Origin of the sequence: Bacillus cereus group sp. Bc031 (genome assembly GCF_027716265.1) — a bacterium.
GTDB classification, from domain to species: Bacteria; Bacillota; Bacilli; order Bacillales; family Bacillaceae_G; genus Bacillus_A; species Bacillus_A paranthracis.
The window spans coordinates 154,787-169,039 of sequence record NZ_JAQFUL010000002.1; the positions used below are offsets into that span (position 1 = coordinate 154,787).

A 14,253-nucleotide genomic window follows, 5' to 3' on the forward strand; every position below is an offset into this window, starting at 1 on the left:
TACTGATTCGCACCAACCATCAGCTCTCTGACATGTTCATCATGTGTACTCTTCTTCATCAACGCTTGCATTTTTTTAAGTTGCACTCATTATAGACCTAACTTTTTTCACAAGTCAATACTTTTTAAAAAATTTTATTTTTCTCTCCTTTCAATATTATATTGACAAAACAACCTCTTTTTATGTAAATATAATAAATACTCTATTAAAAATAAGGTTTTTTGTATGAATATTATATATCAAAAAAGTAAAATGACATCAAAAAAACGCTTACATTTCTGAAAATTCATATTTCTGTATGGATTTTTCAGAATAATCATGATAGATTATAAAGTGAAACTTTAATCAGTGGGGATTTTGTTCATCCCCCACTGATTATTAGTTGAACCAATCGGGCATTTACGGGCAGTTGATCTCCCACCTAACTTCCTTGCCCAGCCGATTTTAAGGTGGGAGTTTTACTGCCCGTTAATGCGGGATAAATATGCATAACGCATCAAAAGACATGACAAAAGGAAGGGGAACTACATGAGTACGCAGATGTTAACTTTAACTTCTATCTCTATTTACATGCTCGGGATGTTAGTAATTGGCTATTTCGCCTATAAACGAACGTCCAACTTAACAGATTATATGCTTGGCGGGCGTACACTAGGCCCCGCAGTAACAGCATTAAGTGCTGGAGCATCCGATATGAGTGGTTGGCTTTTAATGGGCTTACCCGGTGCAATGTTTAGCGTTGGATTAAGTAGTAGTTGGATTGCGATCGGCCTAACACTAGGCGCATACGCAAACTGGCTATATGTCGCTCCTCGCTTACGTACCTACTCAGAAATTGCAAACAACTCTATTACTATCCCAGAATTTTTGGAACACCGATTCCAAGACAAATCCCATATGCTACGCTTAGTATCTGGACTTGTTATTATGATTTTCTTTACTTTTTATGTAGCTTCAGGATTAGTTTCAGGCGCTGTATTATTTGAAAATTCATTTGGTATGAACTACCATGTTGGATTATTCATTGTTGCAGGCGTTGTTGTTGCTTACACGTTATTTGGTGGTTTCTTAGCAGTAAGTTGGACAGACTTCGTGCAAGGAATCATTATGGTAATTGCTCTTATTCTTGTTCCTACTGTTACAATTATGAATGTAAATGGGCTTGGTCCAGCATTTAGCACAATTAAATCAATTGATCCAACATTATTAGACATTTTTAAAGGCACTTCTGTATTAGGTATTATTTCATTATTCGCATGGGGCCTTGGTTATGTTGGACAACCACATATTATCGTACGATTTATGGCAATTTCTTCTGTAAAAGAAATTAAAAGTGCAAGACGAATTGGTATGAGCTGGATGATTTTCTCTGTTGTTGGAGCTATGTTTACTGGTCTTATCGGTATTGCATACTACTCAGACAAAGGATTAAAGCTATCCAACCCAGAGACAATTTTCCTTGAACTGGGAAAAATTTTATTCCACCCGCTTATTACTGGATTTTTATTAGCCGCTATTTTAGCAGCAATTATGAGTACAATCTCATCTCAGTTACTCGTTACTTCTAGTGCCATAACTGAAGACTTATATCGTACTTTCTTTAAACGTTCTGCTTCTGATAAAGAGCTTGTATTTGTCGGCCGTATGGCTGTACTTGTTATTGCATTAGTTGGATGTGCATTAGCGTTTAAACAAAATGATACGATTTTAGCTCTTGTTGGATACGCTTGGGCTGGATTTGGCTCTTCATTCGGACCTGCTATTTTATTAAGCTTATACTGGAAACGTATGACGAAGTGGGGCGCACTTGCTGGTATGATTTCTGGTGCCGCTACAGTCATTATTTGGACTCAATTCAAATTCTTAAAAGAATTCTTATATGAAATGATTCCTGGTTTCACTATTAGTTTACTAGTAATCGTAATTGTTAGTTTACTAACACAGCCTTCAAAAGAAATTGAAGAGCAATTTGAGAATTTCGAAAAACAACATAGTGATAATCTATAAAGGAAAAGCTCTGCTGTTATGATAGCAGAGCTTTCTTTTTATCCCGCTATTTGTTGGCAATAAGACTCACACCTCAAAATTCGGCGAATACGAAGGAGCTAGGTGGGAAATAACTGCCCGATTGGTAAAGAACTAATTAAATTTGCAATTTATCAATGTTCGACAATCTTCTGCTCGAATTTAACAATTTCTTTATGTTTCATTAAATTAAACGTAACACTACTCCTTTATAGTAGTACTATCAGCACTTATACAGAAAGGGGACTCCAACATGTTAGCAGCTTTCCAGCAACAACAAACACGAAAATTTTCACCTATCACCAATACTTCTGCGTCTTGTTTGAACATACAACCTAATCCACCTAAAATTTCAATCGCTCCTTCTGTTATTTCAATCATCGGTGTTCATATGGAAAAAAATAAGTTGAAAATAAGAACTGGCCAAAGCACTGAGTTGTCCGCCACTGTTTTGCCAGTACAAGCAACCAATAACAAACTTATTTGGACAAATATGAATGCTGATGTTATCACACTGTATCCAAAAGGTGATACAGTAACGATTACTGGAAAAAGTGCAGGTAGAGCAGTCGTAATTGTTACAACTGCTGAAGGTAAGTTCAGGGACCTATGTATCATTCATGTACAACCTTATATGACAAACCCAAAGTAAAAGAGTGGCTATGAAGCCACTCTTTTACTTTATTTCAATGTGTGAATTTTTACTTGTAACGAGATTGATGAATTGCTCTTTATCTTTAGGAGAAATAATTTCTGTTTGATGTGATCCATAAACAATTTCAAGTCGATCAAATGATAAGGCATAAGCTGCTACTGGATTTTTCGTATTTGAAATCTTTTTTATATCTCGTATCAATATGCGCTTTTTCACGAAACCGGATCTAATAGTAATTGTTTCTTCTCCGACAATATATTTTGTTGAAAACCAACTCCAAATAAATACTATGGCTAATGGGATTGTGAAAAATAAAAGAAAATATTCTCTTCCTGCAAATATGGGAGCAAAACACGCTCCCATGACAACGAAAAAAATCGGATATAACCATGTATCTTTTTTTGATGGAAACTCCATTTCCCTCCCCCTTCTACGCCCGTATTTCTATAAAACAAAAAGAGAAGTATCACAACTTCTCTTTTCTCTCTTAACATTATAATTCCTGTGTATAAGCAGGCTCGTTTACGACATTTTTTGCTGTTCTTTTTTGTTGCTGCAATAAGAAAACAGATACACCAAACAATACGAGTATGCTACCGATCATTTGCATAGCATTTAATCTTTCCCCAAGTAAGAAGAACGCTAGTATTGATGCTCCAACTGGTTCCCCTAAAATACTCATCGAAATTGTTGTTGCATTTACGTAGTTTAATAACCAATTATTAATGACGTGTGACACTGTCGGCACGACCGCAAGTAAAAGAAAAACGGTCCAATCCCACTTTGTATAACCTGTAAAAGGCACTTGCAATACTATATTATAAATTCCCATAAAAATACCTGCGAATGCAAAGACTGTAAAGCTGTAAATCCAGTGTGATACTTTCTTTACTGTCGTTTGCCCGATAAATAAATAACCGACAACTGCTATTACACTTAAAAAGGATAATATATCTCCATAAATTGCTTGTTTACTTAGTCCTAAATCTCCCCAACCAATACACACTACACCTAATATCGCAATTCCCATTGTCGCAATGGCTGAGTATGTTGTTCTTTCTTTAAATAAGAAAAAACCTCCAACTAAAGATACGGTTGGTTGAAGCGCTAAAATAATCGTCGAACTCGCAACTGTTGTATGCTTTAAAGATTCAAACCATAAAAGAAAATGAAGTGCTAAAAAGAAACCAGATCCAATTAAAAATCCCCAATCTTTTATTTGAATCTTACTAAACTCTTCCCGTTTTTTCCAAACGATAGGCAGCATAAGAAGTACGATAATCCATAATCGATACATACTTAATATGGAAGATGGTGCTGAGGACATCTTTACAAAAACTGCTGCGAATGAAATGGCTATAATGGAAATGGCTAATGGTAGTGCGATTGATCTTTCTTGTTTCAAATTCCGTCTCCCCTCTCACCTGTCAAAAATCCCACTTCATTATATCCGTTTTCTTTCCTAACTTAAATACTAATTTTTTAGATTCTTCGTACCATTATGGTAAAATAGAAACGAAAGCACCTATTAGTGAATATTTCTTTCTTTTTCACTACAAGCGTCGCTCTTACAATTATTACAGTAAATTTTTATTTAGGGGGATCTACATGAATCAAACAATTGGGAGAATTGAAGAGATTTCATTTTATAGTGCATCACTTCAAGAAGATGTTACACTTCTCGTTTACTTACCGGTAAATTACACACCGCTGCACAAACATACAGTTGTCATTGCACAAGATGGCAGAGATTATTTTCAGCTTGGGAAAGCACACCGTGTAATTGAGCGCCTTCGTGAAACTGAAGAAATTGACCGTACAATTATTGTCGGTATTCCATATAAAAATGTACACGATCGTAAAGAAAAATATTTCCCAAACGAAGTAAAAAACGCTGCTTATATTCGTTTCCTTGCTCATGAACTTGCGCCATATATCGATGAAAATTATCCAACGTACCAAATGGGAAAAGGTCGCATGCTAATTGGAGATTCTCTTGGCGGAACAGTTTCCTTTATGACTGCACTTATGTATCCGCATACATTCGGTAAAGTCGTTATGCAATCACCATTTGTGGATGAAACAGTAATGAACTTAGCAAAAGACTTCAAAAATCCGGAGGCGCTAGAGCTTTATCACGTTATTGGGACAGAAGAAACAGCTGTAAAGCGCACGGATGGACAAGTATCTGATTTCGTAGGGCCGAACCGTGAGCTTAATACGCTTCTGACAGATAGAAATTTCATCACGCATTACGAGGAGTTTGAAGGTAATCATACGTGGAAATATTGGCAAACTGATTTACCGAAAGCTTTCTCTCATATGCTATCAATGAAATAATAGAGAGCAGTATTCAGAATAATTTGATATAATAGATTAAGAGAGTTATTTTCTCAAAATCTAACTAGACTTACAAAGGGAGGAATTGGAACATGAAATTAGGCATTGTAATTTTTCCATCTAAAATGATTCAAGATAAAGCGAACGGATTGCGTAAACGTTATGATCCGCACTACGCATTAGTTCCGCCACATATTACATTGAAAACACCCTTTGAGACGCAAGATGAACAATTAGAATCGATTGTAAACGAGTTACATACAATCGCAAGTAAAACGAACCCTTTCACCCTTCATGTTGGAAAAGTTGGTTCATTCGCACCTGTTAATAATGTTATTTATTTTAAAGTAGAAAAAACACCTGAACTTACTTTCTTAAATGAGGAAATGCATAGCGGATTCTTTACACAAGAACGCGAATACGCTTTTGTACCTCATTTAACAATTGGACAAGGCTTATCAGATGCAGAGCATGCTGATGTACTAGGTCGATTACGTATGAAAGATTTCTATTACGAACAACCAATTGACCGCTTCCACCTTCTATATCAATTAGAAAACGGAACATGGACTGTACACGAAACATTCCGCCTTGGAAAGGGGAACAACTAATTTGCATGCACAGATCGTACAAACGGACGAACAACTAAGAGATGCATTCTCTGTACGTAAGCAAGTATTTGTGAAGGAACAGCAAGTTTCTGCCGAAGAAGAGTATGATGAGTTTGAAGAAACTTCCATACACGTCGTTATATATGATAATGATGTTCCCGTTGGTGCTGGGCGTTTTCGCACCATTGATGGAATAGGAAAAATGGAACGCATTTGCGTACTAGCTTCCCATCGAAAAAAAGGCATCGGAAAAATTGTTATGAATGCACTTGAAGCATATGCGAAGGAAAACTCGCTACCAAAATTGAAGCTGCATGCTCAAACACATGCAGAAGATTTCTATAAGAAACTTGGATATGTAACGAATTCTGATGTATTTATGGAAGCAAATATTCCTCACATCGTTATGATAAAAGAATTGTAATTTGAAAACAGGAGGTATCCCCTCCTGTTTTTTACATTGCTATTTTCTTTTTCTTCCGCTAAAGTTAAATGTTGATGCTATAGTTTTGAAGGTGAATATATGACACAAGAAAAATTTTCACAAAAATCATTAACGCACGCTGATATCCCACGTGCAACATATCATATTCCGAAAACATCTACCCATTTAATTATGGAAGAAGATGCAGATGCGGCGTATTTCCGCGCTCTCGAACAGCAAAATGTATTTTTAAACGAAAAACAATTAGAGGCTGTACGAACGACAGAAGGCCCTGTTCTTACACTGGCTGGTGCTGGAAGCGGGAAAACATCTGTTTTAACAACTCGCGTCGGTTATTTAGTAAATGTAAAACAAGTTCATCCGCGAAATATTTTATTACTTACATTTACACAAAAAGCGGCTGAAGAAATCCGAAATCGTGTAGCGAATTTACCGGGTATGAATCATGCGGCAAGTAGCTACGTTGTTGCCGGTACATTCCACTCTGTCTTTTTAAAATTGCTTCGTAGTCAAGGATATAATCAGCAAATTTTAGCAAACGAAAAACATAAACAAATTATGATAAAGAAAATTTTAAAAGAATTGCGTTTAAAAGACGATTATGATGCTGAAACGATGCTCGCGATGATTTCACTTGAGAAAAACAAATTAAATCGTCCGAAAGATGTAAAAGCAAAAACACCCGTTGAACAAGAATTTAAAGAAGTATACGAGCGTTTTGAAGAAGTGAAACAACGATATAATTATATTGATTTCGATGACATCTTATTAGAAACATATTATATGTTAGAAAATAACGCTCCTTTGCTTACCCAATTACAACAACGTTTCCACTATATTGAAGTAGATGAGTTCCAAGATACATCGTATGCTCAATATGAAATTGTAAAATTGTTAGCTTCGCCAAGAAATAATTTATTTATCGCAGGTGATGACGATCAAGCGATATACGGTTGGCGAGGAGCAAGTCACCAAATTATTTTATCTTTTCCAAAAGAATTTGATAACACTACGATTATCGCCCTTAATACGAATTATCGATCCAATCCTTTTATTGTCGGACTTGGAAATGAAGTTATCAAACTAAATCAAGAACGGTTTGATAAAGAGCTATATTCTGTTCGTGAAGAAGGTGTACAACCTTTTTACGCAAGACCGGCTACGACTCTTGATGAAGCAAATCAAATTTTGCAGCTCATTCAAGAAAAAGTAGATAGTGGTGAACGAAATTATAAAGATTTTTGTTTGCTGTATCGCACACATTCTGTAAGCCGTTCGTTACTTGATCAGCTTACCATTCATAAAATCCCGTTTATTAAACACGGTGCGAGTCAGTCATTTTATGAACATTCTTTAATTAAGCCTGTATTGGATCATTTACGACTCGTAATTGAACCATTTCGATTAGAATCACTTTCAAACATATTGCCAACGATGTATATCGGGCGTGATGATTGTATTTCATTTATTGAACGTGAACAATGGAAATATGGTGAAGGCCGTTTCCCTTCTCTTCTTCATTTCTTATTATTAAATCCGAACTTAAAACCTTTTCAAGTGAAAAAGGTAAATGAGCGTATCGATTTTATTAAATTTATAAAAGAATTAGAACCGAAAAAAGCATTAAAAGAAATTATTCATGGTAAAGGAAAGTATTTAGAGTACTTACAAAGTAACGATCGTTCTTCCTTTACAATGCATAAAGATATACAAGAAGAAATGTTAGAAGAATTAATGGAGTCTGCAACTCGTTTCACCGACATTCCAGCTTATTTACAATTTATTGATGAAGCCATTCAAGGGCAAAAAGAAATGGAAGCATTAAAAACAATGCCGCAAAAAGATGCTGTTTCACTTATGTCTATTCATAACGCAAAGGGCCTTGAATTTCCATGTGTCTTTTTACTTGGAGCGAGCGATGGTATTCTGCCCCATACTTCTTCTTTAAAAGATGCAAATGATCGTGTTACAGAGACTTCTGAGGCTTTAGAAGAAGAACGCCGACTGCTTTATGTCGCGATTACACGTGCAAAAGAAGAACTATACATTTCCTCTCCGCAATTTTTCAGAGGAAAAAAATTAGATATATCTCGTTTTTTGTATACTGTGCGAAAAGATTTACCTGAAAAGACATCCACTCAATAAGGATGTCTTTTTTTTATATTGCATTATGTACATCCCTCCTATATAAATTCCCTGTTTTCATCATGATAATTAACGTAATATCAATCATATCCCGTTCATATTGTAATAGTGTATGTCAGAACTCACGAGAAGGAGTGAACATAATGAGTTGCAATTGTAACGAAGATCATCAACATGATTTTGATTTCAACTGTGTATCTAATGTCGTTCGTTTTATACATGAACTACAAGAATGTGCAACGACAACATGCGGATCTGGTTGCGAGGTTCCATTTTTAGGAGCACATAATAGCGCATCCGTAGCAAATACGCGTCCTTTTATTTTATACACAAAAGCTGGAGCACCTTTTGAAGCATTTGCACCTTCTGCAAACCTTACTAGCTGCCGATCTCCAATTTTCCGTGTCGAGAGTATAGATGATGATGATTGCGCTGTATTGCGTGTATTAAGTGTAGTATTAGGTGATACTTCTCCTGTACCACCTACCGACGATCCAATCTGTACATTCCTAGCTGTACCAAATGCAAGATTAATATCGACTAACACTTGTCTTACTGTTGATTTAAGTTGCTTCTGTGCTATTCAATGCTTGCGTGATGTTACGATTTAAAACTAAATAATGAGTTAAGCATGGATTGGGTGGCAGAATTATCTGCCACCCAATCCATGCTTAACGAGTATTATTATGTAAATTTCTTAAAATTGGGAACTTGTCTAGAACATAGAACCTGTCCTTTTCATTAACTGAAAGTAGAAACAGATAAAGGAGTGAAAAACATGTTCTCTTCTGATTGCGAATTTACGAAAATCGATTGTGAGGCGAAACCAGCTAGTACACTACCTGCCTTCGGTTTTGCTTTCAACGCGTCTGCACCTCAATTCGCTTCATTATTTACACCACTACTATTACCTAGCGTAAGCCCAAACCCAAATATTACTGTTCCTGTAATAAACGATACAGTAAGTGTAGGAGATGGCATACGAATTCTACGAGCTGGTATTTATCAAATCAGTTATACATTAACAATTAGTCTTGATAACGTACCTACTGCACCAGAAGCTGGTCGTTTCTTCTTATCATTAAATACACCAGCAAACATTATTCCTGGATCAGGTACAGCGGTTCGTTCTAACGTTATTGGTACTGGTGAAGTAGATGTATCCAGTGGTGTTATTCTTATTAACTTAAATCCTGGTGACTTAATTCAAATTGTACCAGTCGAGTTAATTGGAACTGTAGACATCCGTGCTGCAGCATTAACAGTTGCACAAATTAGCTAGTAAAAAGCGGTATTTCTAATACAGAAATACCGCTTTTTTATATGTATAATAAAAAACACTCACAGTAACATGAGTGTTTCATTCTTCATAGTGTTTTATTGTGTTCTTTTTTTTCCCACAATTACATCCCTTTTTCTTCACAAATCCTTTTTGCTGTAATTGTTCTTGATATGCCTGTTGTTGTGCTTGGTGTTGTTGCTGCATGTGATACCATTGCTGCAGGTCATATGAATTTTGCCTTGGATTATTGCTCACAGCAAACATCTCCTCTACTGTCAATTCTGTCTATTTACTATATGAACAACTCTTTATTTCCGTTCCCTCATTCTTTTAAACTCCGCTTTTTCTCGTATTATGGAAATATATTATTCTCCCATAAAGTATCCTGTAATCGTTTCAATGATTGCTGCTGCTCCTGCAATAGCTAATAATGCAAGTAACGGCTCTGCAACGATTGGAATCCAATTATATAAGACTAATAAAAAAGCACTAACCCATACACCTGTACACCAATAACAGCTTAATAATTCGCCAACCCACTTTCTTAATCCTTTACCTTTTACTTTTGTAAAAGTTGATACACTTCCATCCGGCTCTGTAATTTCTAATTCATCAATAAATGGTCTTCGCAAAAAGCCTGTAATTTTATCATAAACAATTAAACGAGTGAGCCTAAAAGCAGCTAACGCGAAAATAAAAAATAAAAGCCAGCTTGTAAACAGCATAATTCCACCTTCCCTTATCCTCTTTCGCCTATTTAAAAAAAAGGTCTTGAGATTGTGACCAAATCTCCTCAACTCCAATATCTTATTAATGTAAATACAAACAAGAAGATAAGGAGTGACATTAATGAGTTGTAACGAAAATAAACACCATGGCTCTTCTCATTGTGTAGTTGACGTTGTAAAATTCATCAATGAATTACAAGATTGTTCTACAACAACGTGTGGATCTGGTTGTGAAATTCCATTTTTAGGCGCACACAATACTGCATCAGTAGCAAATACACGCCCTTTTATTTTATACACAAAAGCTGGAGCACCTTTTGAAGCATTTGCACCATCTGCAAACCTTACTAGCTGCCGATCTCCAATTTTCCGTGTGGAAAGTGTAGATGATGATAGCTGTGCTGTACTGCGTGTATTAAGTGTAGTATTAGGTGATAGCTCTCCTGTACCACCTACTGATGACCCAATTTGTACGTTTTTAGCTGTACCAAATGCAAGACTAGTATCGACATCTACTTGTATTACTGTAGATTTAAGCTGTTTCTGTGCGATTCAATGCTTACGCGACGTTACTATCTAATAAGTGAAGTAAACTAAAAAACTATTGAGGTGGTAGAAGGTTTCTACCACCTTTACATATTTAAAAGCCGGCCATATCAATCGATTTTATCTCCTCTATAGATAACCTAATATCTCTCATACTATTTGGCGGCATAATGGCTACAATTCCATTACGATACGAGATGATTGATCCAACATATGAGATTGTAGCTGTTTTTATTCTGCACCTTACTTTCGGAATATAATGAGGACGATTTAATAAAAAATGAATCTTCTCTTCATTATTCATATCCTTAAATGATTTATTATACGGGACAGTTCTCACTGGTTCTTTCTGTTTCTGTTCCAGTTCCTCTTCTTCTTCTATTTTCTCTTCTACTTGTTGCTCTTCTTGTTCTTCTATTACCTCTTCCACCGCACTACTTACAACATTTTCGTTTCTATTACTTTCCTCTTTTTGATCCTCATTTTCAAAGTTTGTTAAAATAATTCTTTTTATTTTCGGTGCAGCAAGTTCCAAACTTACTTGCGCAATATATAACAACGGTTTTCCAACTGTTGAACTTTTATTTTTATTCTTCACACTCGTCCCTCCCACTTCCATACGTAGCTGAATAAATCGTGTACTATTATACTTATATTCATAACGTGGTAAGAACTTTCGTTAAAAATCGTTCTTTCTAAGAACAAATAAAAAGGACAATCTCAACATGTAGAGATTGTCCTTTAAAATTAATATTATATTTATCCTAAGATATGATACCCTGAATCAACGTGAATGTTTTCTCCTGTTACGCCGCGTGCTAAATCACTGAATAAGAATACTGCTGTATCCCCAACTTCTTCTTGCGTTGTTGTACGACGAAGTGGTGCGCGCTCCTCAATTTCTCTTAAGATTGAGTTAAAGTCGCCTACACCTTTTGCAGATAACGTACGAATTGGACCTGCAGAAATAGCGTTAACGCGAATGCCATGTTGACCTAAATCGTTAGCTAAATATTTCACGCTCGCTTCTAATGAAGCTTTTGCTACACCCATAACGTTATAGTTTTTCACAACGCGCTCGCCGCCAAGATATGTTAACGTTAAAATATTTCCGCCTTCTGTCATTACTTTCTTCGCTTCTCTTGCTACAGCTGTTAAAGAGAATGCACTAATATTTTGTGCAAGTAAAAATCCATCGCGAGAAGTATCTACAAATTCACCTTTTAAGTCGTCACGATTTGCAAAAGCAATACAATGTGCTACACCGTGAATTGTACCAACTTCTTGTTTGATTGTTTCAAAGCAAGCTGTAAGTTCTTCATCATTTGTTACATCACAAGGTAATACAAGTGACTCTTGTCCTTCTAATGTATCCGCTAATTCACGAACGTTTCTCTCTAAACGTTCTCCTGCATATGTGAAGATTAATTTTGCACCTGCATTATGCAAAGAGCGAGCAATTCCCCATGCAATACTTCTTTGGTTCGCAACGCCCATAACAACAAATGTTTTCCCTTGTAATAGTTCCATGATATATCCTCCCAGAAATACTTATACTTGTTATTAGTACCTGATACCATAATTATAGTAACATAAAACCTCTTAAAGGCAAACAAAAAAGTCATTAACTGAAAATTGTTAATGACTTTTTGTTTCTATAAAAAAACGCTCTAATCCTTCTTCCCAAGAAGGCATTTGTAAAAAACCATTTAATCGCAGCATGTTGTGTTGGAAAATAGAATATTTCGGCCTTGCTGCTGCAGCCCCAAATTCTTCGGTTGAAAGAGGTAACACATTCACTTTCATATTCGCATACGAAAATATTTTCTTTGCAAATTCAAACCAAGAACATGATCCTCTATTGGATACATGATACGTACCGTATAAAGAAGTATGGATGAGCTTATTAATCATTACATTTAAATCCGCCACATACGTAGGAGAACCGATTTGATCCGCTACAACAGATACTTCTTCTCTTTCTTTCCCTAATCGCATCATCGTTTTCACAAAATTATTTCCATACTTACCATACAACCATGATGTACGAACGATAAAGTATTTATTATGTAACTCTTTGACGAACTGCTCTCCCGCATATTTAGAAGCCCCGTATATATTTATCGGCGCCGGATTATGAAATTCATCGTACCCTTCCGGTCTATCACCTTGAAATACATAATCCGTACTAATATAAACTAACTTTGCCTCCACTAATTGTGAGGCAACTGCTACATTTCGAGCCCCTATTGCATTTATTCTATAAGCAAGATCTCGTTCTTTCTCAGCTTGATCAACCTTCGTATACGCTGCACAATGAATAATGATATGTGGCCTTATTTTTTGTACCACTTGCTGCACTTTAGATATATTTGTTATATCTAGTAACTTTTTATCAAATGGATATATGTCATATTCTTCAGGATTTAACTCTTCTTGTAGTTGCTTTCCCAATTGACCATTTGCTCCTGTTATGATAATCCGTTCTCTCATTTATATGCCCCTTACTTTTTTAATGGTTTCCACCATTCCTCATTCTTCTCATACCATTGCACCGTTTCTTGTAACCCTTGCTCAAACGTATACTTCGGTTCCCAATCAAATTCATTCTTCATTTTCTCTGCATCAATCGCATAACGGCGGTCGTGTCCTAAACGATCTGTCACATATTCAATATCCTTTTCCGTTTTTCCTAAGAGAGTAATAATTTGTTCCACAACATCTATATTTGTTTTTTCATTATTTCCACCTATATTATATACTTCTCCTATACGTCCCTTATGCAAAACAACGTCAATCGCACGACAATGATCCGTTACATGTAGCCAATCTCTTACATTTAATCCATCGCCATATAACGGTAATTTTTTTCCTTCGAGCGCATTCGTAACCATTAACGGAATTAATTTTTCAGGATATTGATACGGCCCGTAGTTATTGGAACAACGCGTTACGATAACTGGTAATTGATATGTTTTATAATAAGATAAAGCTATCATATCAGCGCTCGCTTTGCTTGAAGAATATGGACTATTTGGAGCTAACGGGGTTTCCTCGGTAAATCGCCCTGTTTTTCCTAAAGATCCATACACCTCATCCGTTGATACTTGCACGAGTTTAATATGCGGATATTTTTTTACTAATTCTAATAAGGTGACTGTCCCAATTACATTTGTATCATAAAAAGGAAGCGGATTTTCAATACTACGGTCCACATGTGATTCAGCTGCGAAATTGACAATGACTTGCACATCACGTTCCTGAATAACATGCTCCAGCAGCTCTCCATTTTGAATTTCACCTTTTACAAAATAGTAATTCGGATGATCTTGAATAGACTTTACATTATTTAAGTTTCCACTATATGTTAATGCATCGAAATTAATAATTTTATATGTTTCATAGCTTTGTAACATATAATGCACAAAATTACTTCCAATAAATCCGGCCCCACCTGTTACTAATATATTCATACA

17 protein-coding genes and 1 other annotated feature (1 of these 18 running past the window's edge) are annotated in these 14,253 nt (G+C 35.8%); of the genes, 9 read left to right on the forward strand and 8 right to left on the reverse strand.

Annotated elements, in window-relative coordinates:
- Positions 1 to 71, reverse strand: a binding site (T-box leader); it reaches 167 nt to the left of the window's first position.
- Positions 72 to 528: 457 nt separating this feature from the next.
- Together putP and PDQ33_RS01840 are read left to right on the forward strand one after the other, a co-directional pair.
- A complete protein-coding gene (gene putP / locus PDQ33_RS01835; protein ID WP_000107220.1) occupies positions 529 to 2,007 on the forward strand; it encodes a sodium/proline symporter PutP in 1,479 nt (492 codons plus the stop codon).
- A 271-nt stretch (positions 2,008 to 2,278) separates the two neighbouring features.
- Positions 2,279 to 2,677, forward strand: coding sequence for an Ig-like domain-containing protein (locus PDQ33_RS01840; RefSeq protein ID WP_270392781.1), 399 nt, complete (start codon positions 2,279 to 2,281; stop codon positions 2,675 to 2,677).
- 24 nt (positions 2,678 to 2,701) lie between these two features.
- Here the strand turns inward: PDQ33_RS01840 and PDQ33_RS01845 are convergent, their stop codons facing one another.
- On the reverse strand, positions 2,702 to 3,097 hold the full coding sequence (locus PDQ33_RS01845; RefSeq protein ID WP_000395649.1) for a PH domain-containing protein: 396 nt from the start codon (positions 3,095 to 3,097) through the stop codon (positions 2,702 to 2,704).
- A gap of 76 nt (positions 3,098 to 3,173) precedes the next feature.
- On the reverse strand, positions 3,174 to 4,085 hold the full coding sequence (locus tag PDQ33_RS01850) for a DMT family transporter (protein WP_270754486.1): 912 nt from the start codon (positions 4,083 to 4,085) through the stop codon (positions 3,174 to 3,176).
- A gap of 203 nt (positions 4,086 to 4,288) precedes the next feature.
- Here PDQ33_RS01850 and PDQ33_RS01855 point away from each other — a divergent pair, with 203 nt between their 5' ends.
- The 6 genes from PDQ33_RS01855 to exsF all read left to right on the forward strand — a co-directional run bounded on the left by PDQ33_RS01855 (position 4,289) and on the right by exsF (position 9,503).
- The gene (locus PDQ33_RS01855; RefSeq protein WP_061131552.1) at positions 4,289 to 5,020 is read left to right on the forward strand and encodes an alpha/beta hydrolase; all 732 of its coding nucleotides are present in this window, start codon (positions 4,289 to 4,291) and stop codon (positions 5,018 to 5,020) included.
- Between the two features lie 92 nt (positions 5,021 to 5,112).
- The gene (locus PDQ33_RS01860) at positions 5,113 to 5,631 is read left to right on the forward strand and encodes a YjcG family protein (RefSeq protein WP_000765876.1); all 519 of its coding nucleotides are present in this window, start codon (positions 5,113 to 5,115) and stop codon (positions 5,629 to 5,631) included.
- Position 5,632: 1 nt separating this feature from the next.
- The gene (locus PDQ33_RS01865) at positions 5,633 to 6,055 is read left to right on the forward strand and encodes a GNAT family N-acetyltransferase (RefSeq protein WP_000543279.1); all 423 of its coding nucleotides are present in this window, start codon (positions 5,633 to 5,635) and stop codon (positions 6,053 to 6,055) included.
- Positions 6,056 to 6,154: 99 nt separating this feature from the next.
- Complete coding sequence (locus tag PDQ33_RS01870; RefSeq protein WP_061131551.1) at positions 6,155 to 8,221, forward strand: ATP-dependent helicase; 2,067 nt, start codon at positions 6,155 to 6,157, stop codon at positions 8,219 to 8,221.
- A 143-nt stretch (positions 8,222 to 8,364) separates the two neighbouring features.
- Positions 8,365 to 8,832, forward strand: a complete 468-nt coding sequence (cotY, locus tag PDQ33_RS01875) for a spore coat protein CotY (RefSeq protein WP_001277713.1) — start codon at positions 8,365 to 8,367, stop codon at positions 8,830 to 8,832.
- A gap of 167 nt (positions 8,833 to 8,999) precedes the next feature.
- Positions 9,000 to 9,503, forward strand: coding sequence for an exosporium protein ExsF (exsF, locus tag PDQ33_RS01880; protein WP_000492942.1), 504 nt, complete (start codon positions 9,000 to 9,002; stop codon positions 9,501 to 9,503).
- Positions 9,504 to 9,581: 78 nt separating this feature from the next.
- Here the strand turns inward: exsF and PDQ33_RS01885 are convergent, their stop codons facing one another.
- Entirely contained in the window at positions 9,582 to 9,767 is a 186-nt protein-coding gene (locus PDQ33_RS01885; protein ID WP_270392789.1) for a cytochrome C oxidase subunit III, read from the reverse strand.
- 101 nt (positions 9,768 to 9,868) lie between these two features.
- Positions 9,869 to 10,228: a DUF1360 domain-containing protein gene (locus PDQ33_RS01890; RefSeq protein WP_000899670.1), complete on the reverse strand. Its 360-nt coding sequence runs from the start codon at positions 10,226 to 10,228 to the stop codon at positions 9,869 to 9,871.
- 124 nt (positions 10,229 to 10,352) lie between these two features.
- Here PDQ33_RS01890 and exsY point away from each other — a divergent pair, with 124 nt between their 5' ends.
- Complete coding sequence (gene exsY / locus PDQ33_RS01895; RefSeq protein WP_001277732.1) at positions 10,353 to 10,811, forward strand: exosporium assembly protein ExsY; 459 nt, start codon at positions 10,353 to 10,355, stop codon at positions 10,809 to 10,811.
- A gap of 60 nt (positions 10,812 to 10,871) precedes the next feature.
- Here the strand turns inward: exsY and PDQ33_RS01900 are convergent, their stop codons facing one another.
- The 4 genes from PDQ33_RS01900 to rfbB form a co-directional block, all read right to left on the reverse strand.
- A complete protein-coding gene (locus PDQ33_RS01900) occupies positions 10,872 to 11,396 on the reverse strand; it encodes a spore coat CotO family protein (RefSeq protein ID WP_074543462.1) in 525 nt (174 codons plus the stop codon).
- Between the two features lie 140 nt (positions 11,397 to 11,536).
- Positions 11,537 to 12,307, reverse strand: a complete 771-nt coding sequence (gene fabI / locus PDQ33_RS01905) for an enoyl-ACP reductase FabI (RefSeq protein WP_000421886.1) — start codon at positions 12,305 to 12,307, stop codon at positions 11,537 to 11,539.
- Between the two features lie 108 nt (positions 12,308 to 12,415).
- Positions 12,416 to 13,270 (reverse strand): dTDP-4-dehydrorhamnose reductase, encoded by an 855-nt coding sequence (rfbD, locus tag PDQ33_RS01910; RefSeq protein WP_001209176.1) that lies wholly within the window; start codon positions 13,268 to 13,270, stop codon positions 12,416 to 12,418.
- Positions 13,271 to 13,281: 11 nt separating this feature from the next.
- Positions 13,282 to 14,250 carry a dTDP-glucose 4,6-dehydratase gene (gene rfbB, locus PDQ33_RS01915; RefSeq protein ID WP_001024149.1) on the reverse strand — a complete coding sequence of 323 codons (969 nt, stop codon included), beginning with the start codon at positions 14,248 to 14,250 and terminating at the stop codon, positions 13,282 to 13,284.
- Between the last annotated feature and the right edge of the window lie 3 nt (positions 14,251 to 14,253).

Bases quoted from the DNA above. Each gene is read 5' to 3' on its own strand.
- fabI (WP_000421886.1), bottom strand. From the start codon at position 12,307: ATGGAACTATTACAAGGGAAAACATTTGTTGTTATGGGCGTTGCGAAC.
- PDQ33_RS01885 (WP_270392789.1), bottom strand. From the start codon at position 9,767: ATGTTTGCTGTGAGCAATAATCCAAGGCAAAATTCATATGACCTGCAG.
- PDQ33_RS01890 (WP_000899670.1), bottom strand. From the start codon at position 10,228: ATGCTGTTTACAAGCTGGCTTTTATTTTTTATTTTCGCGTTAGCTGCT.
- cotY (WP_001277713.1), top strand. From the start codon at position 8,365: ATGAGTTGCAATTGTAACGAAGATCATCAACATGATTTTGATTTCAAC.
- PDQ33_RS01855 (WP_061131552.1), top strand. From the start codon at position 4,289: ATGAATCAAACAATTGGGAGAATTGAAGAGATTTCATTTTATAGTGCA.
- exsF (WP_000492942.1), top strand. From the start codon at position 9,000: ATGTTCTCTTCTGATTGCGAATTTACGAAAATCGATTGTGAGGCGAAA.
- exsY (WP_001277732.1), top strand. From the start codon at position 10,353: ATGAGTTGTAACGAAAATAAACACCATGGCTCTTCTCATTGTGTAGTT.
- rfbD (WP_001209176.1), bottom strand. From the start codon at position 13,270: ATGAGAGAACGGATTATCATAACAGGAGCAAATGGTCAATTGGGAAAG.
- PDQ33_RS01845 (WP_000395649.1), bottom strand. From the start codon at position 3,097: ATGGAGTTTCCATCAAAAAAAGATACATGGTTATATCCGATTTTTTTC.
- PDQ33_RS01840 (WP_270392781.1), top strand. From the start codon at position 2,279: ATGTTAGCAGCTTTCCAGCAACAACAAACACGAAAATTTTCACCTATC.
- putP (WP_000107220.1), top strand. From the start codon at position 529: ATGAGTACGCAGATGTTAACTTTAACTTCTATCTCTATTTACATGCTC.
- PDQ33_RS01860 (WP_000765876.1), top strand. From the start codon at position 5,113: ATGAAATTAGGCATTGTAATTTTTCCATCTAAAATGATTCAAGATAAA.
- PDQ33_RS01870 (WP_061131551.1), top strand. From the start codon at position 6,155: ATGACACAAGAAAAATTTTCACAAAAATCATTAACGCACGCTGATATC.
- rfbB (WP_001024149.1), bottom strand. From the start codon at position 14,250: ATGAATATATTAGTAACAGGTGGGGCCGGATTTATTGGAAGTAATTTT.
- PDQ33_RS01900 (WP_074543462.1), bottom strand. From the start codon at position 11,396: ATGGAAGTGGGAGGGACGAGTGTGAAGAATAAAAATAAAAGTTCAACA.